General features: G+C 47.1%; 17 protein-coding genes. 14 read left to right on the top strand and 3 right to left on the bottom strand.

Translation table 11 applies throughout. The features are described from left to right. Positions 1-9: 9 nt before the first annotated feature. Positions 10-1,191, bottom strand: coding sequence for an acetyl-CoA C-acyltransferase (locus UM402_RS05370; protein ID WP_053952721.1), 1,182 nt, complete (start codon positions 1,189-1,191; stop codon positions 10-12). A gap of 78 nt (positions 1,192-1,269) precedes the next feature. Here UM402_RS05370 and UM402_RS05365 point away from each other — a divergent pair, with 78 nt between their 5' ends. From UM402_RS05365 to rcsF, 12 genes are all read left to right on the top strand, one after another. Beyond that, positions 1,270-1,689 (top strand): MerR family transcriptional regulator, encoded by a 420-nt coding sequence (locus UM402_RS05365; protein WP_053952722.1) that lies wholly within the window; start codon positions 1,270-1,272, stop codon positions 1,687-1,689. Further along, positions 1,686-2,855, top strand: coding sequence for an isovaleryl-CoA dehydrogenase (locus UM402_RS05360; protein ID WP_058579346.1), 1,170 nt, complete (start codon positions 1,686-1,688; stop codon positions 2,853-2,855). Before UM402_RS05365 ends, UM402_RS05360 begins: the two co-directional genes overlap by 4 nt. Before the next feature lie 14 nt (positions 2,856-2,869). Then, positions 2,870-4,477 (top strand): carboxyl transferase domain-containing protein, encoded by a 1,608-nt coding sequence (locus tag UM402_RS05355; protein ID WP_058579347.1) that lies wholly within the window; start codon positions 2,870-2,872, stop codon positions 4,475-4,477. Positions 4,478-4,493: 16 nt separating this feature from the next. After that, complete coding sequence (locus tag UM402_RS05350; RefSeq protein ID WP_058579348.1) at positions 4,494-5,279, top strand: enoyl-CoA hydratase-related protein; 786 nt, start codon at positions 4,494-4,496, stop codon at positions 5,277-5,279. A 14-nt stretch (positions 5,280-5,293) separates the two neighbouring features. Further along, positions 5,294-7,264 carry an acetyl/propionyl/methylcrotonyl-CoA carboxylase subunit alpha gene (locus tag UM402_RS05345; RefSeq protein ID WP_058579349.1) on the top strand — a complete coding sequence of 657 codons (1,971 nt, stop codon included), beginning with the start codon at positions 5,294-5,296 and terminating at the stop codon, positions 7,262-7,264. Positions 7,265-7,266: 2 nt separating this feature from the next. After that, positions 7,267-8,172 (top strand): hydroxymethylglutaryl-CoA lyase, encoded by a 906-nt coding sequence (locus tag UM402_RS05340; RefSeq protein ID WP_053952727.1) that lies wholly within the window; start codon positions 7,267-7,269, stop codon positions 8,170-8,172. A gap of 1 nt (position 8,173) precedes the next feature. Beyond that, entirely contained in the window at positions 8,174-10,117 is a 1,944-nt protein-coding gene (locus UM402_RS05335) for an acetoacetate--CoA ligase (RefSeq protein WP_058579350.1), read from the top strand. A gap of 3 nt (positions 10,118-10,120) precedes the next feature. Next, on the top strand, positions 10,121-12,337 hold the full coding sequence (locus UM402_RS05330; RefSeq protein WP_058579351.1) for a putative bifunctional diguanylate cyclase/phosphodiesterase: 2,217 nt from the start codon (positions 10,121-10,123) through the stop codon (positions 12,335-12,337). Between the two features lie 17 nt (positions 12,338-12,354). Continuing rightward, complete coding sequence (locus UM402_RS05325) at positions 12,355-14,001, top strand: electron transfer flavoprotein-ubiquinone oxidoreductase (protein WP_322295458.1); 1,647 nt, start codon at positions 12,355-12,357, stop codon at positions 13,999-14,001. A 130-nt stretch (positions 14,002-14,131) separates the two neighbouring features. Beyond that, the gene (locus tag UM402_RS05320; RefSeq protein ID WP_058579353.1) at positions 14,132-14,587 is read left to right on the top strand and encodes a hypothetical protein; all 456 of its coding nucleotides are present in this window, start codon (positions 14,132-14,134) and stop codon (positions 14,585-14,587) included. A 133-nt stretch (positions 14,588-14,720) separates the two neighbouring features. Continuing rightward, complete coding sequence (locus UM402_RS05315; protein WP_053952732.1) at positions 14,721-15,134, top strand: H-NS family nucleoid-associated regulatory protein; 414 nt, start codon at positions 14,721-14,723, stop codon at positions 15,132-15,134. A 148-nt stretch (positions 15,135-15,282) separates the two neighbouring features. Then, on the top strand, positions 15,283-15,564 hold the full coding sequence (gene rcsF / locus UM402_RS05310; RefSeq protein ID WP_058579354.1) for an Rcs stress response system protein RcsF: 282 nt from the start codon (positions 15,283-15,285) through the stop codon (positions 15,562-15,564). 4 nt (positions 15,565-15,568) lie between these two features. Here rcsF and UM402_RS05305 read toward each other — a convergent pair whose 3' ends face one another. Next, complete coding sequence (locus tag UM402_RS05305; protein ID WP_058579355.1) at positions 15,569-16,207, bottom strand: hypothetical protein; 639 nt, start codon at positions 16,205-16,207, stop codon at positions 15,569-15,571. A 199-nt stretch (positions 16,208-16,406) separates the two neighbouring features. On the opposite strand from UM402_RS05305, the gene tsaA reads away from it, so the two are divergent. Beyond that, positions 16,407-17,111 carry a tRNA (N6-threonylcarbamoyladenosine(37)-N6)-methyltransferase TrmO gene (tsaA, locus tag UM402_RS05300; RefSeq protein ID WP_058579356.1) on the top strand — a complete coding sequence of 235 codons (705 nt, stop codon included), beginning with the start codon at positions 16,407-16,409 and terminating at the stop codon, positions 17,109-17,111. Positions 17,112-17,191: 80 nt separating this feature from the next. Then, positions 17,192-18,898, top strand: a complete 1,707-nt coding sequence (locus tag UM402_RS05295) for a proline--tRNA ligase (RefSeq protein WP_058579357.1) — start codon at positions 17,192-17,194, stop codon at positions 18,896-18,898. 79 nt (positions 18,899-18,977) lie between these two features. Here the strand turns inward: UM402_RS05295 and gpt are convergent, their stop codons facing one another. After that, a complete protein-coding gene (gene gpt, locus UM402_RS05290) occupies positions 18,978-19,463 on the bottom strand; it encodes a xanthine phosphoribosyltransferase (RefSeq protein ID WP_053952736.1) in 486 nt (161 codons plus the stop codon). Positions 19,464-19,470 lie beyond the last annotated feature (7 nt).

Here is a 19,470-nt window from a genome sequence, read left to right as displayed (position 1 = left end):
ATACGCCAGTTACATCATTTCGACTGCCAGAGCGACGGCTTCGCCACCACCAATACACAGCGAGGTGATGCCGCGCTTCTGGCCTTTTTGCTTCAACGCATGCAGCAAAGTTACTAATAAGCGAGCACCACTTGCACCAATTGGGTGCCCTAATGCACAAGCGCCGCCATGCACGTTGACTTTAGCTGGGTCTAATTTCATTTCCTGAATAGCCAACATAGTGACCATGGCAAAGGCTTCGTTAATTTCCCATAAGTCGACATCGTCTTTTGTCCAGTCTAACTTGCCAAGCAGAGAGTTCATTGCGCCAATAGGAGCGACAGTAAACTCAGACGGAGCTTGCGAGTGCGTCGTGTGGCCCATAACTCGCGCCAGCGGTTGCAGGCCTTTGGCTTTAGCTTCACTTTCACGCATTAAAATAAGTGCAGCCGCACCATCGGAAATAGAACTGGAGTTAGCCGCAGTAATAGTGCCGTCTTTTTTGAAAGCTGCGCGAAGCTGTGGAATTTTATCCAGGCGCGCTTTACCAGGTTGTTCATCAGTGTCTACCGTGACTTCGCCTTTGCGAGTCGAATAAGTCACCGGCGTAATTTCACCGTCAAATAGTCCATCTTTAATAGCTGCCTGTGCCTTGGTTAATGAATTAATGGCAAACTCATCCATTGCTTCACGGTCAAGGCCGTATTCATCAGCAGTACCCTGAGCATAAACGCCCATTGCTTTATGCTCATAAGCGTCTTCCAACCCATCAAGCATCATATGATCAAGAACCTGCCCATGCCCCATTCGGTAACCGCTACGACCTTTTGGTAGCATATAAGGTGCGTTTGACATACTTTCCATGCCACCTGCAACAACGACATCGGCCGAACCAGCCTTGATTAAGTCGTGCGCCATCATTGCCGCTTTCAAGCCCGAGCCACACACCTTGTTAATGGTAGTCGCGCCTGTAGAGCGAGGTAAATCTGCGTATAGCATCGCCTGGCGAGCCGGAGCCTGACCTAAGCCAGCGGGTAATACATTACCCATGATAACTTCTGAAATATCATCGGCAGTTAAACCGCTGTTACTAAGAGCTGCTTTTATCGCTGTCGCGCCCAAGTTGGGTGCTGACACATCACTCAAACTGCCCTGAAAACCGCCCATTGGCGTGCGGTTGGCCGCCACAATAACGATGGAATCGCTTGACATCTTTCCTCCAAATGCACTTTACGTTAACGTAAACTTCCTCTAAGCTTAGATCCCAGAGCAACCAAAAAGCAAGTACCGATGAACAATAAAATTACCTACAGTATTGGTGAACTGGCAAAGCAATTTGACATTACCACTCGTAGCATCCGCTTTTACGAGGACGAAGGCCTGCTTTCACCAAAGCGACAGGGCCAGCAGCGCATCTATACCAATAAAGACAGAGTCCGTTTAAAACTCATTTTACGGGGCAAACGTTTAGGCTTTTCTTTGGCTGAAACGCGTCGCTTATTTGAGCTTTATGACGCAGACAACAGCAGCGCTGCGCAGTTACAAAAGGTACTTGAGCTTATCAGTGAGAAGAAAGTCTCACTCAAACAACAAATGGAAGATATTAATGTATTGCTGACGGAACTCAGTGGTCTGGAACAACGTTGCCAGGACGAACTTGAAGCCATTCAGCAGTCAACATCCAAAGTTCACTCTCAGGAGTCGTTATGATTAGTCAATACACCACTTTTAATTTTGGCCTCGGCGAAACGGCCGACATGATCCGTGAGCAAGTTAATGCTTTCGCTCGTGATGAAATTGCACCACGCGCTGCAGACATTGACGAAAAAAATGAATTTCCAAGCGATTTATGGCGTAAGCTTGGCGACATGGGTCTACTTGGCTTAACCGTTGCTGAAGAGTACGGTGGTTCGGGTATGGGCTATCTTGAGCACGTTATCGCTATGGAAGAAATTAGCCGTGCTTCAGCGTCAGTAGGTCTGAGTTACGGTGCACATTCAAACCTTTGTGTGAACCAAATTCACCGTAATGGTAACGAAGAGCAGAAGAAAAAATACTTACCAAAGCTGTGTACCGGTGAACATGTTGGTGCTCTTGCTATGAGCGAACCTAACGCCGGCTCGGATGTTGTCAGCATGAAGCTGCGTGCTGAGAAAAAAGGTGACAAATACGTTCTTAATGGCAACAAAATGTGGATCACTAACGGTCCGGATGCCGATGTTTTCGTCATTTACGCAAAAACGGAACCTGAGAAAAACTCTCGGGGTATTACTGCGTTTATCGTTGAAAAAGACACCCCTGGATTCAGCCAGGCGCAAAAGCTCGACAAACTTGGTATGCGCGGTTCAAACACCTGTGAGCTGGTATTCGAAAACGCTGAAGTTCCTGAAAAGAACATTTTGGGTGAGCTTAACGAAGGTGTCGCTGTACTAATGAGCGGTCTGGACTACGAGCGCGCAGTTCTTGCAGCAGGGCCATTAGGCATTATGCAAGCATGCTTAGACGCTTGCGTCCCTTATATTCACGACCGTAAGCAGTTCGGCAAAGAAATTGGCGAGTTCCAATTAGTGCAGGGTAAAGTTGCTGATATGTACACTCGTACTAATGCAGCTCGCGCTTACGTTTACGCAGTAGCCCAGTCTTGCGATCGTGGTGAAACCACTCGTAAAGACGCAGCCGGCGCAATTTTATACGCCGCTGAGTTAGCCACTCAATTAGCCTTAGACGCCATTCAATTATTAGGCGGTAACGGTTACATTAATGAGTACCCAACAGGTCGTTTGTTACGTGACGCAAAACTGTACGAAATAGGCGCGGGCACATCAGAAATTCGCCGCATGCTGATAGGTCGTGAAATCTTCAGCGAATCCAAATAACGGGAGGCTGCGCTGTGGCAATTTTATCGAGTAAAGTAAACACTCGTGATGAGCAGTACACTGCAAATTACGAGTCGATGCAGGTTGTGGTTGACGACTTGCACGAAAAAGCAGCACAAATACACCAAGGCGGTGGCCCTAAGTATCAAGAGCGCCACTTATCTCGCGGTAAATTACTGCCTCGTGACCGTATTAATAAGTTGCTGGACGCTGGCTCGCCATTTTTAGAAATTGGCCAGTTTGCCGCCTGGGAATGCTATGAAGATTACGTTCCTGCTGCCGGCGTTGTCGCTGGCATTGGTCAGGTTGAAGGCACTGAGTGCATGATCATCGCCAACGATGCCACCGTGAAAGGCGGCACCTACTACCCACTGACCGTGAAAAAGCACTTGCGCGCTCAGGAAATTGCCGAGCGCTGTCACCTACCTTGCATTTACTTGGTAGACTCTGGTGGCGCTAACCTGCCCCGCCAGGATGAAGTATTCCCTGACAAAGAACATTTTGGGCGTATTTTCTTTAATCAGGCCAACATGTCAGCCAAAGGCATTCCGCAAATTGCAGTGGTTATGGGCCTGTGTACCGCCGGCGGCGCGTACGTACCCGCAATGGCCGATGAAAGCGTTATTGTTAAAGAGCAAGGTACTATTTTCTTAGCCGGTCCCCCGCTAGTTAAAGCGGCAACGGGTGAAGAAGTTTCCGCCGAAGAGCTTGGCGGCGCCGACGTGCACACTCGCATTTCCGGTGTTGCCGACCATTTTGCTCACAACGATGAGCATGCTTTAGCTTTAGCTCGCCGCTCGGTAGCACGCCTTAACCGAGGTGAGCCAACTCAGCTGGACCGTCAACCATCAAAACCACCGCGTTACGACGCCAAAGAGCTGTACGGCATTGTTGGTACCGATTTGCGTAAGCCTTATGACGTTCACGAAGTCATTGCGCGCATTGTTGATGATTCTGACTTTGATGAATTTAAAGCCAACTACGGTAATACGCTGGTGACGGGTTTTGCCCGTATTGATGGCTACCCTGTTGGTATTGTCGCGAATAACGGTATTTTGTTCTCCGAGTCGGCGCAAAAAGGTGCCCACTTCATTGAGCTTTGTGCACAGCGTAAAATTCCACTGGTGTTCTTACAAAACATTACCGGCTTTATGGTCGGTAAAAAGTACGAAGCCGAAGGCATTGCCAAACACGGCGCGAAAATGGTTATGGCCGTTTCCTGTGCGAAAGTTCCTAAGTTTACCGTCTTAATTGGTGGTAGCTATGGCGCCGGTAACTACGGCATGTGTGGTCGCGCTTATGACCCAACCATGATGTTCATGTGGCCAAATGCGCGTATCTCGGTCATGGGTGGTGAGCAAGCTGCAGGCGTTATGGCGCAGGTCACCAAAGACAATTTAGCCCGTAAAGGCGAAAGTCTGAGTGAAGAGAAAGAACAAGCGCTGAAAAAGCCAATTGTTGAGCAGTACGAGAAACAAGGTCATCCGTATTATGCGTCTGCTCGATTATGGGACGACGGTATTATCGACCCGGCACAAACGCGCGAAGTTCTGGCACTAAGCCTTGCCGCTTCATTAAATGCACCGATTGAAGACAGCCGCTTCGGCGTCTTCCGCATGTAATCGGAGGTTATGAACCATGGCAAAATACACTAGCCTCAACATTGACGACAAAGGCATTGCAACCCTGACGCTAAACCGCCCGGATGTTCACAACGCTTTTGACGATGTGATGATTGCGGAACTGTTGCAGGCGTTAAAGGAAGTTGAAGAGAATGCTAGCGCCAGAGTGCTTGTACTTCGTTCTGAAGGTAAAAACTTCTCGGCTGGTGCGGACCTGAACTGGATGCGCTCTATGGCGGATAAAAACTACCAACAAAACGTTGAAGACGCCGGTGAGCTTGGGCTGTTAATGGAGCGTTTAGATTTGCTCAGCAAGCCAAGTATTGCGTTAGTCCAGGGTGCCGCTTTCGGCGGTGCCGTCGGTTTAGCAGCTTGTTGTGACATTGTACTGGCGCAACCACGCAGCAGCTTTTGCTTAAGTGAAGTCAAAATTGGACTCATACCAGCGGTTATTAGCCCTTATGTTGTCCGCACTATTGGTGAAAGACAGTCTCGTCGTTACATGCTAACAGCAGAGCGCTTTTTCGCTGACGAAGCACAGAAACTCGGCTTAGTGAATGACGTTGTCGACGACTTTGAAGAGCCACTAAATAATTTACTCGATGCGCTGTTAGCCAACAGTCCTCTAGCCGTCACGGCCTGTAAGGAACTTATTCGCAACGTTGGTTCGCGTCCTATTAATAAAGACGTACGCGAACATACTATTAAAGCCATTGCGGAAATTCGCGTATCGGATGAAGGTCAGGAAGGCTTAAGTGCGTTTTTAGAAAAACGCCCTGCTGCCTGGCTCAATAAGAATTAAAAACAGGTCCCATTATGATCAACACATTACTGATTGCGAACCGTGGTGAAATCGCTTGCCGTATTATTTCAACGGCAAAGAAAATGGGCATTCGAACAGTCGCCGTTTATTCCGATGCCGACCGCAACGCCCGCCACGTTAAGTTAGCTGACAATGCCGTTCACATTGGCCCTGCCGCTAGCACAGAAAGTTACCTGCGCAGCGACAAAATTATTGCCGCAGCTAAACAAACCGGTGCCGAGGCTATACACCCCGGTTATGGCTTCTTATCAGAAAACGAAGACTTTGCTGACGCATGTCAGGCAAATGACATCATCTTTGTTGGGCCTCCGGTTGCTTCTATCGCCGCAATGGGCTCGAAAAGTGCTGCCAAAGCCATAATGCAAGACGCCGGAGTGCCCTTAGTTCCGGGCTATCATGGTAGCGAGCAAGACACCGATATTCTCAAGGCTGAAGCCGAAAAAGTAGGCTTTCCACTGCTTTTGAAAGCCGCATACGGTGGCGGCGGTAAAGGCATGCGCGTCGTCGAAAACATGGGTGAGTTTGACGAAGCCTTAAGCTCAGCTAAGCGCGAAGCCAAATCCTCTTTCGGTAACGACAAAGTACTGTTGGAGCGCTTTATTCGAAATCCACGCCACGTGGAAATTCAGGTGTTTACTGACGAACACGGCAACGCCGTTTATCTGGCTGAGCGTGACTGCTCTGTACAACGCCGCCACCAAAAGGTACTTGAAGAGGCACCGGCACCTGCGCTTACGGAAAAGACTCGTAAGGACATGGGCGAAGCTGCCATTCGTGCGGCTCAGGCGATTGATTATGTTGGCGCCGGCACCGTGGAGTTCTTGTTTGATCAAAGCGGCGAATTCTACTTTATGGAAATGAATACCCGGCTTCAGGTTGAACACCCTGTTACAGAAATGATCACTGGGCAAGACTTAGTAGAATGGCAGTTATTGGTCGCTTCAGGTCAACCGTTACCGCTTGCTCAAAACGATATTCAGGTTAACGGCCATGCGTTCGAAGCACGTATTTACGCGGAAGATCCGGACAACGACTTCTTACCGTGCACCGGCACCATCAACCATTTGCGCACACCCGCTGAAATAAACGGCGTACGTATCGATACCGGCATTGAAGAAGGCGATGAAATTTCAGCTTTCTACGATCCCATGATTGCCAAACTGATTGTCTGGGATACAGACAGAAGCCGTGCCCTACTTCGTCTGCAGAAAGCATTGCGCGAATACCGGTTAACGGGGCTGACAACCAATGTCGACTTCTTGCACCGTTTAGCATCGCACCCGGAATTTGTGAATACGAACTTGACCACTGAGTTTATTCAGCAGCACCAGGACGCCCTGGCACCGGACAGCTCAGTGAATTATCAGCAAATTGCGACGGAAGCTGCGCTGTTCGATATTGTTCAACGCCAGCAGCAACGTGGCAGCTCTCCGTGGCAAAGTGGTAACGCATTTAGAATGAATTCAGCAGCTACGCACAGCATCCCGTTGCAATTCAATGATGACAATTACACCATTGCGCTGGTAGAGACTGGGAAGGGTGAGTTTACTCAACACATCGATGAAGAGAGTATTCATTGGCAAGTATCTCTGACCGATGACAAACTGACCTTAACGGCGGGTGATATGCGTTATTCACGCTATGTCAGTGCAGACGACCAACAAATTACCGTCTTTACCGACAATGGCCCTGTCACTTTCCATCGTCACCGTGTCGCTGATACCCTTTCTGATGATACAGCGCATGGCGGACACGTTGCGCCGATGAACGGCACTATTATGGAAGTCCTGGTGACTAAAGGTGATACCGTCGAAAAAGATCAAGCGCTTGTCATTATGGAAGCCATGAAAATGGAGTACACCATACGCGCTGGCCACGATGGCGAAGTCACAGATATATTCTTTGCCGCCGGTGACCTTGTCAGCGACGGTGATGAACTCATCGCAGTTAGCGAAGCGGAGTAGTTATGGCTATTGCAGAGCAGATTAAAATTGTTGAAGTGGGTCCTCGAGACGGCTTACAGAATGAATCCGCTGTTTCTGTAGACGCTAAAGTCACTCTTATCGAAGCTCTGGCGGATGCGGGTCTTTCGTATATTGAGAGTGCAAGTTTCGTCAGTCCAAAATGGGTTCCACAGATGGCTGACAGCACAGCGGTTATGGAAAAAGTGACCCGCCGCTCGGGAATCACCTACGCGGGCCTCACCCCAAATCTAAAAGGCTTCGAGGCTGCAGTGGCAGCTAATATGGATGAGGTAGCTGTATTTGGAGCTGCCTCTGAAGCCTTTACACAAAAGAATATTAACTGCAGCATTGACGAGTCGCTGGAGCGATTCAAACCTGTCATTGCAGCGGCAAAAGATAAAGGCATTCCTGTTCGTGGTTACGTTTCTTGCGTGCTGGGCTGCCCATACCAAGGTGAAGTGCCACTCGATAATGTGGTTAAAGTCGCAAAAGCCCTGTATGACATGGGATGTTATGAAGTGTCTCTGGGTGACACCATAGGCGTAGGCACCCCGCTTAAAGCTCAGAAAATGTTGGCAGCGGTAGCTGAGCAAATACCCATGGAAAAACTCGCTCTGCATTTCCATAATACTTACGGACAAGCATTAGCCAATATCATGGCCTGCCTGCCCTTAGGTGTTGCGACTATTGACTCTGCCGTTGCTGGCCTTGGTGGCTGCCCTTATGCTAAAGGCGCAAGTGGTAATGTTGCCACCGAAGATGTGGTCTACATGCTGAACGGTATGGGTGTAGAAACTGGCATTGATTTGAATAAGCTAATCGCAGCGGGCGCAGGTATTTGTGAACACTTAAGTCACGGGCCTCGCTCACAGGTAGCCATTGCAGAATTAGCAAAACGAGGGGAATAAAATGACTTCAGAAGCATTGTGGCAACCGTCAGCGGACACTATTGCCAACGCCCGCATGACCGACTTCCTGCAACAGGTAAACACGGAAAAAGGTTTAGCGTTGGCGAATTATCACGACCTTTATCAGTGGTCTGTTGATAATGATGAAAGCTTCTGGTCAATGATTTGGGACTATTTTGATGTTATTGGCAAAAAAGGCTCTACCGTTGTCACCGATAAAGAAAAAATGCCTGGCGCCAAATGGTTTCCCGAAGCAAAGCTTAATTTTGCAGAAAACTTGCTGCGACATAAAGATAATAAAATTGCGTTAATTTTCCGCGGTGAGAACGGTGCCCGACAGCAACTTACGTATGCAGAGCTGTATAAAAGAGTTGCAGGCCTTGCTGCGGGGCTTCGTAAGCAAGGCGTAACAGCTGGCGACCGCGTTGCGGCTATGATGCCAAACTGCATAGAAACCATTATTGGCATGTTGGCAACCACCAGCATAGGAGCTATTTGGTCGTCCTGCTCTCCCGACTTTGGTGTGCAAGGCGTGCTGGATCGCTTTGGTCAAATAGAGCCGAAAGTCTTAATTACCGTCGACGGCTATTTCTACAACGGTAAAAACCTCAATATTAAAGACAAAACCGCCGATATCGTTGAAAAAATCCCGAGCATTGAAAGAACTGTCATTGTTAACTTCAGTGACCAACAAGAAACCTTCACCGGCGATAACGTCGTTTCATGGGACGATTTTTCCGACAGTAGCGCTACCCAAATTGAGTTTGTCGAGCGCAACTTTAACGATCCGCTCTATATTATGTTCTCATCCGGTACAACCGGGGTTCCTAAATGCATTGTGCATGGCACCGGAGGAACATTACTACAACATCTGAAAGAGCACGGTTTACACACTGACCTCGATACCGAAGACAACCTCTTCTATTTCACGACCTGCGGTTGGATGATGTGGAACTGGTTGGTCAGCGGGTTAGCCGTTGGTGCAACCTTAACCTTATTTGACGGCTCTCCGTTCGCGCCAGAGCCTGAGTTCTTATGGGACGTTGCTGACGAAGAAGGTATTACTGTTTTTGGAACCAGTGCTAAATACCTTGCGGCACTTGAAAAAGCCGGTGTGAAACCCAGAGAAAGTCACCAACTGGAAAAACTAAGAAGCATTCTGACCACGGGTTCAGTATTACCCCCTGAAAGCTTTGACTACGTTTATCGGGACATCAAAAAAGATCTTTGCTTGTCTTCTATTTCCGGTGGTACTGACATCATTTCATGTTTTGCGCTCGGCTGCCCTATTCTGCCGGTTTATCGCGGTGAGCTTCAGTGCCGGGGTCTCGGTCTGGCGGTCAATATCTATGACGACAACGGCGCCCCCATACGCGGCGAAAAAGGCGAGCTGGTTTGCGAGAAATCATTCCCTTGTATGCCCGTAAGCTTTTGGGGCGATGACAACGGGGAACGTTACTTTAACGCTTACTTTGCTCGCTTTGACAACACATGGGCGCATGGTGACTTCGCTGAGTTAACCGAGCACAATGGCGTTATAATCCACGGCCGTTCAGACGCTGTGCTTAACCCTGGCGGTGTTCGTATCGGTACAGCCGAAATTTATCGCCAAGTGGAAAAAGTAGACCAAGTCCTTGAAAGTATCGCTATTGGCCAACAATACGATGGCGACGAACGCGTCGTTCTTTTTGTTAGATTACGCGAAGGTATTGAGCTTACCGACGAGCTCAAGCAAACTATTGCCAAAACCATTCGTGCAAATGCAACGCCGCGGCATGTGCCAGCCGTTATTTTGCAGGTTGACGATATACCCCGTACTATAAGTGGTAAAATTGTCGAATTGGCTGTGCGTAACGTGGTTCATGGTGAGCCCGTTAAGAATACAGACGCATTAGCGAACCCTGAAGCACTCGAATATTTCAGGGACAGAGAGGAGTTACGCTAAGCAATGATGTTTATTCAGGGGTCGCGGCAAGCCGTTATCGCGGCAGTTGTGGGGGTGGCAGTCACTCTCACAGCGTTTTTCTATCTGCGATACACTGAAAACGAAAAAGCACATGAGGCTTTGGAAGCTGAGGCTTATAGCCTGCAGCGCGATATCCGCCAAAGTCTTGTGTCACACCTATTCGTTGCAGAGTTACTTGCGCGGGAATGGGAACGCAGCGAAATAAGCTTAAACTCTCGCCGCGACTCAGACGCCGACATTGTCACGCTTTATTACCCCAACGTGCAAAACGTAGTTTGGCTGAATGCCGACCAAAAAATACAGTTTTTGTATCCTAAAAATCAGAAAAATGAACTCATAGGAACACCGTTTTCTGACAGTCCGTTGCGCGCGCAACTAGGTCAGTCTCAAAACAACCGTCATGCGATGATGGGGCCCGCTGGAAACCTTGGTCGCCTCAGTAGCGACATTGCCATTTTTGTTCGCGTTCAGCGTTCTGATACTCCGGGCTTTATCGGCTTTGTTATCAGCCTTCAAAGTATGTTCAACAATGTCATTCGAACCAATATCAGCGAAGGTTTTCAGGTTAGCATTAGTAATGGCACTGGCATACTTTATGAATTTGCCGGAGACCCATCTCTAAAAGCGAACTGGACGCACAACCGCCGCTTACAGCTTGTCGGGAATAGCTGGGAGTTGGCTGTTTGGCCAACCGCTGAACACATGAGTGATCTTAGAGGTTCCGTTTCTACTGCGGTTTTACTGGCCGGACTATTCATTACTGCGGCTCTTACTTTTGTGCTTTATATTCTCGGTCAAAGTCGATTCAAAGCGCAGCAACTCGCTGACGCTAACATCGAGCTTTACAGCGAAATAGATGAGCGCGAACGCGTTGAAAAACAAATGGCTTATTTGGCAGAACACGATGCACTCACGGGCCTTATTAATCGCAATGCGTTAAAACGTATTTTGGGTGAATGGCTTGAGAAGAGTGATGCTAAAAACAACTCTGCCCTGCTGTTTATCGACCTCGACCGCTTTAAAGAAGTGAACGATGCTCTGGGACACACTGTAGGCGATGAACTGCTCAGGCGTGTTGCTCGCCGTATTAATAAACTGGCGCCTAACAGCAGTCAGCTCGCTCGTGTTGGCGGTGATGAATTCTTGCTTGCAATTGAGTGCACAGAAAATCGACAGCAAGTTGTTGCTCTGGCAGAACGCTTATTGCAGGCGTTAGATGCGCACTTCTTTGTTGATGTTTATGAGCTCTTCATAAGCGCTTCGATTGGCATCACCTTTGCTGAAGACGCCGACTTCAACGCTGAATACTTTATTCGTAACGCTGATACCGCACTTTACCAAGCAAAAGAACAAGGTCGTAACACCTATAAAATATACGACAAAGCCATACACAAGGACTTAACCAAAAAACTAGAACTGGTTAAACGCTTGAGACATGCCGTAAATAAGCAGCAGCTCACCGTTTACTATCAACCGAAAGTTGAGTTAAGTAGCCGCCGTATCACAGGCTTTGAAGCCTTGGTTCGCTGGGTCGACGAAGATGGCTCTATTATTCCGCCAGACCAATTCATTCCACTGGCTGAAGATACCGGCTTAATTATTCCTATTTCCGAATACGTTATGCGCGAGTCCTTCTTGCAGCTAAAGCAGTGGCATGAGCTTGGTTTTACCGAATTAAGTATTGCTATCAACATTTCGGGTAAGCAATTGCATTTGCCCGACTTTGCCGACGATGTCATTGAAAAAGTTAACGAAGCCAAAGTACCACCGAATAAAGTCGAACTGGAGCTTACCGAACAAGTCTTTATTGAAAACATACAATCGCACACAAGGTTCATGCATTCCGTGCGCGAGTACGGTATGTCTTTAGCCATTGATGACTTTGGTGTAGGTTACTCGTCACTTTCTTATCTGAAGAACTTTCCGGTAACGTCGCTGAAAATTGACCGCTCATTCGTGAAAGACTTACCAGATAATGAAGATGATGCGACAATTACCCAAACAATTATAAGTTTAGCGCGCAACCTAAATATCCAGTTGGTTGCTGAAGGTATTGAAACAGAAGAGCAAGTTGAATTTCTGCTGCATAGAGAGTGTGCAACGGGACAAGGTTTCTTATTCAGTAAGCCGGTTCCAGCGCAACAAGTCACTCAATTATTACAGCAGTACAACGGGCTAATACCAATACAAATAGCCTGAATAAAGTGGAGGTTCACGTGGAACGCGAAAGCATGGAATTTGATGTCGTCATTGTTGGTGCAGGTCCTGCGGGCTTAGCAACTGCGTGTCGACTCGGTCAGCTGGCTCAGGAGAACGAGCAAGAGCTGATGATTTGTGTCGTTGAAAAAGGTGCTGATATTGGTGCCCATATCTTATCGGGTGCAGTATTTGAGCCTCGTGCATTAAATGAATTATTCCCAGACTGGAAAGATCGCGGAGCCCCACTTAACACAGAGGTTACCGGTGACGATATTCTGTTACTAAAAGACGAAGAAAACTTCAGTCGCTTACCCAACTTTTCGGTTCCTAAAACCTTTCACAATAAAGGTAACTATATTGCCAGCATGGGCAACCTGTGTCGCTGGATGGCTGAGCAAGCAGAACAGCTAGGCATTGAAATTTTCCCGGGCTTCTCAGCTGCCGAGCTACTATACAACGAAGACGGTTCAGTAGCAGGCGTACAAACCGGTGATATGGGTGTTGCCAAAGACGGTAGTGAAAAAGACGGTTATATGCCCGGCATGGAGCTGCGAGCAAAATATACCGTATTTGCTGAAGGTTGCCGCGGACACTTGGGCAAGCAACTGATTAGCCAATTCGAACTGGACAAAGACGCCACACCACAACACTACGGCCTTGGCTTTAAAGAAATATGGGATATTCCCGAAGAGTTACATGAGCCGGGTAAAGTGGTTCATACCGCGGGCTGGCCTTTAGAAGGCAATGCCAAAGGTGGTGGTTACCTTTATCACGCAGAAGACGGCCAGGTGTACCTGGGGCTTATTGTCGACCTGAACTATGAAAATCCATACATGAACCCTTTCCAGGAGTTTCAGCGTTTCAAAACCCACCCTGCCATTAAACAAATTATTGAAAATGGCAAACGTGTTTCTTATGGCGCTCGGGCTATTGCTAAAGGCGGTTATTACTCATTACCGAAAATGACCTTCCCTGGCGGATTAATCGTTGGCTGTAATGCCGGCACATTGAACTTCTCTAAAATTAAGGGCAACCATACGGCAATGAAGTCTGGCATGATTGCCGCTGAAACGCTTTTTGACGAACTAAAAGCCGGTAATGCAAACACTGAGGCGAAGCAATACACCGAACGTTTTGAATCGTCGTGGGTGTACGACGAGCTTTATCGTTCACGAAACTTCGGTGGCGCGGTTCATAAGCTCGGCACAATGCTTGGTGGCGCCTATAATATGGTTGACCAGAATTGGTTTGGCGGAAAACTACCGTTTAAATTTAAAGAGTGGACACCAGACTATAAAGCAACAGGTAAAGCCGATAACTTTAAGCCTATTGAGTATCCTAAAGCCGATAACAAACTCACTTTTGATCGCCTGTCTTCAGTATTTTTATCCAATACGAACCATGCAGAAGATCAGCCATGTCATCTAAAACTCAAAGATGACGATATTCCGCTTAAGGTTAATTTGCCGGAGTTCGCCGAGCCTGCGCAACGTTATTGCCCTGCCGGAGTTTATGAAGTTGTTGAGGAAGACGGAAAACAAGTTTTCCAAATAAATGCTCAAAACTGCATACATTGTAAAACCTGTGACATTAAAGACCCCAGTCAAAATATTACCTGGGTGGTTCCAGAAGGTGGCGGCGGCCCAACTTACCCTAATATGTAATTGTTTTGTAAAGACACCAGATAGAAACACCCAGGCATGCTATATGTCTGGGTGTTTTATTTTTTATGGCTTGTAGAAACAAATTTTCTGAACTAAACCTAATACAAAGAAATGCAATGAGGTGACTTTTATGAAACACATCAATTTAGGAATAACATCACTGGTGGCTGCTTTATTAATCTTCAACGGAACTGCTTTTGCTCAGCAAAAGTCTGAAGAAGCAAAAGAAATGAAGCAGGACAAGAAAGAGATGAAAGCTGACATGGAAGCAATGAAGGAAGAGCGCAAAGCCGAGATGGAAGCTATGCGCGAAGAGCACAAGGCTGAGATGATGCAGCGTAAGGAAGAGCATAAAGCCGAAATGCAAGAACGCAAGGAAGAACGGAAATATGAGAAAGAAGAACATAAATTAGAAAAGGAAAAAAGAAAGCACGATAAAAAAGACAGAAAAGAAAAGTGGAAAGCTGAAAAAGAAAAGCGCAAAGCCGAAATGAAAGAGAAGCGTCAGTCTCTGAAAGATAAAAAAGACGACTCTGACGATGACTCTGATGACGATGACAACAACGACGGCAATAATATCTCTTAAGCAACACAGATATTAAATAGAGAAAAAAGAGCGACTATCGCTCTTTTTCTGTTTTTAGCCGTATTTTATTGCTGTTATTTTAATCAAGCGTTATTATTCCCAGCAATTAAATATAGGAATTAGGGAAATTAATATGAGTGAGTTTTTAAATATTATTCGTCACGAAAGACGTTTAAAGTCGGCATTAAAGTCTCTTTCAATTGAAGAGTTAGAATCAATAAAAGAAAAGTTCGATTCGGTTGTCGCAAAACGCAGAGAAGAAGAAGCCGAAAAGCTTCGTGAACAACAAGAGAAAGCGAAAAAAATAAAAGAATTCAAAGCTGCAATGGCCGATGCTGGCATTGAACTGTCAGATATTCTCGAACAAGAACTGGGTGGCGAACCTATCGTCAAAACTACAAAGAAACGGGCGCCCAAGCCTCCTAAATACGAATACACTGACGACGAAGGTAATCGGCAAACCTGGACTGGCCAAGGCAGAATGCCAAAGCCAATGAAAACAGCTTTAGATAACGGTAAGCCATTAGAGTCTTTTCTAATTAAGTAGCGCTTTTTGTTGAACAAACTCTAAAGCTTGATTAGGCTATAAAAAAACAAAAACGCAAGGACACAAATTGCGCTTTCCATTATTTATAGCTTTACCACTACTCGCACTGACGGGCTGCTCGATACTTCCGGGCGGCTCAGGTTCGCCTATGAGTTGGTCATCACACTCTGCCGATATTTACCGTCAGGGCAACTTACCAAGGTCAAATTATAAGGTAGTTAGTGTTGTTAATGGCGAAAGCTGCCAACGGGAATATAAGGCTGCCCCTGCGTCAGAGTCAGACGCTTTAAAGGCCTTAAGAGCAGATGCGGCTCGCTTTGAAGCCGATGCGGTTATTGAAACTCAATGCTTTAATTTAAAACCCGACGCAGGCTCCATTTGCTATAGCGAAGTCAGTTGCGTCGGGCGAGCCATTCGGTGGGTCGACTAAGCGCTTAGTTACTCAATTTACTCAAGCGCACGTCACCCACACCTACTTCTACATCAACACGAACTGACCCTGTGCCTTCATAGGTAGACTCTGAAGTTACCATCATGCGCTCGTTATTGCTGTTATCAAAATTATCCAAACGAGTATCGCCGACACCAACTGACGCCGTTACCTCTTTGTAGTCTCCAGCGGCCAAATCTAAATCCAGGTCTCCTACGCCGAGCTCAATATCGCTGTTAATAAAAGGCAATACACCGCTGATTTCACCAACGCCTAACTCTAAGTCCAGATGGTTAATCTTTGGAACTCTAATGACCCAATGCTGAACCATATCGTCCGCCGGTGTTGCCGATACTACGAGTTTATTTCCTTTCCTTTCGCCTTTTATTAAAACAGCGTCAATATCGCCGCCACTGGTAAACCAACTGTCTCCGTCTGATTCAACTCGCAATTCTATTTCTACCGCGTCATTGTCTGACGGCATTAGTTCAACTGTCCCAACCGTTGCTTCCACATGAATCTCTGTTTTTGAGTCAACAATATAACTCTCGGTTAATTCCTTTTCTTTTGCAAAGGCCGCTGTACTTAGGGTCACCAAACCAATAAAAGCCAGTGTTAACGGCCAAATTTTATGCTTCATCATTTTGCTTTTCCTTTTTTGATAGCACCAGTTCATGATTAGTCAGTAATAACCTCAAATGGTTACGGTTAGACAGCAATCGGCGTGCCAAAATAATTACTCTTTAAATTTCAAATAGTTAAAAAACTAACAAATCTCAGGTTAGGCAAAATCGCAATAATGTGGTCAAATTGGCTATTATCGCCAGGTAAAAGTGTGAACCATGAAAAGCCAACAAAAACTGACACCTATCGCATATATCAAAACGCCCTACCCTGAGAAATTCAGCGTGCCCAGACAAAGCCGGCTTACGCCTAACGTTTATGCGACAGTTGAGTTAGCTGGCGATTATGATCATGCCCAGGCAATAAAAGGCATTGAGCAATTCTCACACCTGTGGCTTGTTTTTGAGTTTCACCAACATTCAGACTGGCAGGAAAAAGTGCGCCCACCGAGACTCGGAGGCAATGAATCTGTCGGTGTTTTCGCATCACGATCCCCTTTTCGCCCCAACCAGTTGGGTCTGTCTGTCGTCGAGCTTGTTGGCGTTGAAACAACGCCCTGCGTGTGCTTAAAAGTGCGTGGTGCCGATATTGTCGACGGCACGCCCATAGTCGACATTAAACCTTACATACCTTATGTCGACGCCATAGACGATGCTAAAGGAGGTTTTGCCGACAATCAGCCAGAGCAACTTAGCGTTGAGTTTTCACAAGAAGCTGCGCGGCAATTAGAGCAACTGTCCGGCCAGAATAAAGAACTACGCGAAGCCATTATTGACGTACTGCAGCAAGACCCCCGCCCTGCCTACCATAAGGCGAAAACTGCCAGGAGAATCTACGGAACTGCGCTTTTTGACTATAATATTCGCTGGTACGTTGAAGAAAATACGGTTTTTGTGGAAGAAATTGCACAAAATACTCTGTAAAAGACTTTTGACCTTCAACAGACACTGCTAAACTTCGCCCTAATTTTTGACCACTACAACTTGCAGAGAATTGCCAGACTATGCGCAGTAGCCAATATTTATTATCAACGCTAAAAGAAACTCCGTCTGACGCTGAAATTGTGAGCCACAAGTTGATGCTTAGAGCCGGTATGATACGAAAAGTCGCTGCCGGGCTTTATAACTGGACACCAACAGGCTTGCGCGTTTTACGTAAAGTTGAAGCGGTTGTTCGCGAAGAAATGGAAGCCATTAATGCGTTAGAAATACTAATGCCAATGGTTCAGCCTGCTGATCTCTGGCAAGAGTCTGGTCGTTGGGATGACTACGGCCCTGAGCTACTGCGCCTTAAAGACCGTAACCAACGTGACTTTTTACTGGGCCCAACTCATGAAGAAATAATTAGTGAATTGGTGCGCAAGGAAGTCAGCAGTTACAAGCAACTGCCGTTGACTCTGTTCCAAATACAAACAAAGTTCCGTGACGAAATTCGACCTCGCTTTGGGGTTATGCGTGCGCGTGAATTCATCATGAAAGACGCTTATTCGTTCCACTTAAGTCAGGAGTCGCTGCAAGCAACTTATGACGCTATGTACCAAGCGTATAGTCGTATATTTGAGCGTTTAGGCTTAGATTTCCGTCCAGTTATTGCCGATACTGGTTCTATTGGTGGTAATAGCTCTCACGAGTTTCACGTGTTAGCAAGCTCGGGCGAAGACGCTATCGCCTTCTCGGACGGTTCAGACTACGCTGCAAACGTGGAAATGGCAGAAGCTTTGGCGCCAGCAGGCGAACGCCCTGCAGCAACTCAAGACATGGCTAAACACGAAGTGCACGGCGATGAATTAGCCGCTGTGTTGCAACCTCTGTCAGTCGAGAGCCAGCAAGCCGTTAAGTCCGTCATTGTTAAAGCGTCTGACGAAATTGACGCCGAGTACGTTCAATTAGTGTTGCGCGCGGACCATGAATTCAACAGTGTGAAAGCAGAAAAACTACCTCAGGTAGCAACCCCCATAGAAGTGTTAACTCAAACCGATGAAGCAACGGGTGTAGAAGCTGCCTTCGTTGGAGTGGTAGCTAGCAAGCTACCGCTGCTAGTCGACAGAAGTGCCGCACAGCTGGCGGACTTTGCCTGCGGAGCCAACGAGAATGGCCAGTGGTTAACCGGCGTCAACTGGGAACGCGATGTTAGTGATTTTGATGTCGTTGATATCCGGAACGTGGTTGAAGGCGACCCCAGCCCGTGTGGCAAAGGCACGTTGAAAATTGCGCGCGGTATAGAAGTTGGCCATATTTTCCAGTTAGGCAAAAAATACAGCGATGCAATGAAAGTCGGTGTGTTGTCTGAAACAGGCAAGCACGAAACTCTGACCATGGGTTGTTACGGTATTGGTGTTTCGCGAATTGTTGCTGCGGCTATTGAGCAACATAACGATGACCGAGGCATTCGCTGGCCAGACGCATTAGCGCCGTTCCAGGTTGCTATTGTGCCAATGAACATGCACAAATCTGCACGCGTTCAGGCGGCCGCTGAGAAGCTTTACGAAGAATTAAAGTCTAAAGGCGTCGATGTATTATTTGATGACCGTAAAGAGCGCCCTGGGGTCATGTTTACCGACATGGAGCTTATTGGCGTACCCCATCAAGTCGTTGTTGGTGAGCGTAACCTTGATGAAAACCAGGTTGAATACCAGTCACGAGCCGGTGGCGAGAAGCAAAAAATCGATCTTGATCAGTGCGTTGACTTCGTCCTTAAGCAATTCGATTAGTCTCAACCACAAGCTCCTGACACTAAAAAGGCCTGATTCAATCAGGCCTTTTTGTTTCTTAACGATTTATAAACGCTAATTAAGATTCTTGCCCTGCCAATGGCTCAACATAGTGCAGGTGCATATCCCACGGGAAGTGAATCCAGGTATCTTGCTCTAAGTCCGCAACAAAGTCGTCGACTAAGTCCATGCCGGCTGGTTTTGCATAAACGGTAACGAACTTGGCTTTTGGCAAGCGATCACGCAGGAACTTCAATGTGTTGCCGGTATCGACAAGGTCATCAACAACCAGGAAGCCTTCACCGTCCCCTGTGGCTGTAACGTCTTTCAATAGTTGCAAGTCGTCACGCTGTTCGTCATGGTCGTACGAGCTGACAGCAACACAGTCAACCACACGAATATTCAATTCACGAGCCACAATAGCGGCCGGAACCAAACCACCACGGCTTACCGCGATAATGCCTTTATACTGTTCAGCTGGCAATTGCCGACGCGCTAACTCGCGTGTCGCGCGGTGCAATTCTTCCCAAGAAACAAAAAATTCGCGATTTGAATGCCATCCCATAATGTTA

This window comes from Idiomarina sp. OXR-189, assembly GCF_034373425.1.
GTDB classification, from domain to species: domain Bacteria; phylum Pseudomonadota; class Gammaproteobacteria; order Enterobacterales; family Alteromonadaceae; genus Idiomarina; species Idiomarina zobellii.
Note: the sequence above shows the minus strand (reverse complement) of the source record. Positions and strands in the feature narration are given on the sequence as shown.

Coding starts and splice junctions, on each gene's coding strand:
- UM402_RS05370 (WP_053952721.1), bottom strand. CDS start 1,191: ATGTCAAGCGATTCCATCGTTATTGTGGCGGCCAACCGCACGCCAATG.
- UM402_RS05365 (WP_053952722.1), top strand. CDS start 1,270: ATGAACAATAAAATTACCTACAGTATTGGTGAACTGGCAAAGCAATTT.
- UM402_RS05360 (WP_058579346.1), top strand. CDS start 1,686: ATGATTAGTCAATACACCACTTTTAATTTTGGCCTCGGCGAAACGGCC.
- UM402_RS05350 (WP_058579348.1), top strand. CDS start 4,494: ATGGCAAAATACACTAGCCTCAACATTGACGACAAAGGCATTGCAACC.
- UM402_RS05345 (WP_058579349.1), top strand. CDS start 5,294: ATGATCAACACATTACTGATTGCGAACCGTGGTGAAATCGCTTGCCGT.
- UM402_RS05340 (WP_053952727.1), top strand. CDS start 7,267: ATGGCTATTGCAGAGCAGATTAAAATTGTTGAAGTGGGTCCTCGAGAC.
- UM402_RS05335 (WP_058579350.1), top strand. CDS start 8,174: ATGACTTCAGAAGCATTGTGGCAACCGTCAGCGGACACTATTGCCAAC.
- UM402_RS05330 (WP_058579351.1), top strand. CDS start 10,121: ATGATGTTTATTCAGGGGTCGCGGCAAGCCGTTATCGCGGCAGTTGTG.
- UM402_RS05320 (WP_058579353.1), top strand. CDS start 14,132: ATGAAACACATCAATTTAGGAATAACATCACTGGTGGCTGCTTTATTA.
- UM402_RS05315 (WP_053952732.1), top strand. CDS start 14,721: ATGAGTGAGTTTTTAAATATTATTCGTCACGAAAGACGTTTAAAGTCG.
- rcsF (WP_058579354.1), top strand. CDS start 15,283: ATGAGTTGGTCATCACACTCTGCCGATATTTACCGTCAGGGCAACTTA.
- UM402_RS05305 (WP_058579355.1), bottom strand. CDS start 16,207: ATGATGAAGCATAAAATTTGGCCGTTAACACTGGCTTTTATTGGTTTG.
- tsaA (WP_058579356.1), top strand. CDS start 16,407: ATGAAAAGCCAACAAAAACTGACACCTATCGCATATATCAAAACGCCC.
- UM402_RS05295 (WP_058579357.1), top strand. CDS start 17,192: ATGCGCAGTAGCCAATATTTATTATCAACGCTAAAAGAAACTCCGTCT.
- gpt (WP_053952736.1), bottom strand. CDS start 19,463: ATGGGATGGCATTCAAATCGCGAATTTTTTGTTTCTTGGGAAGAATTG.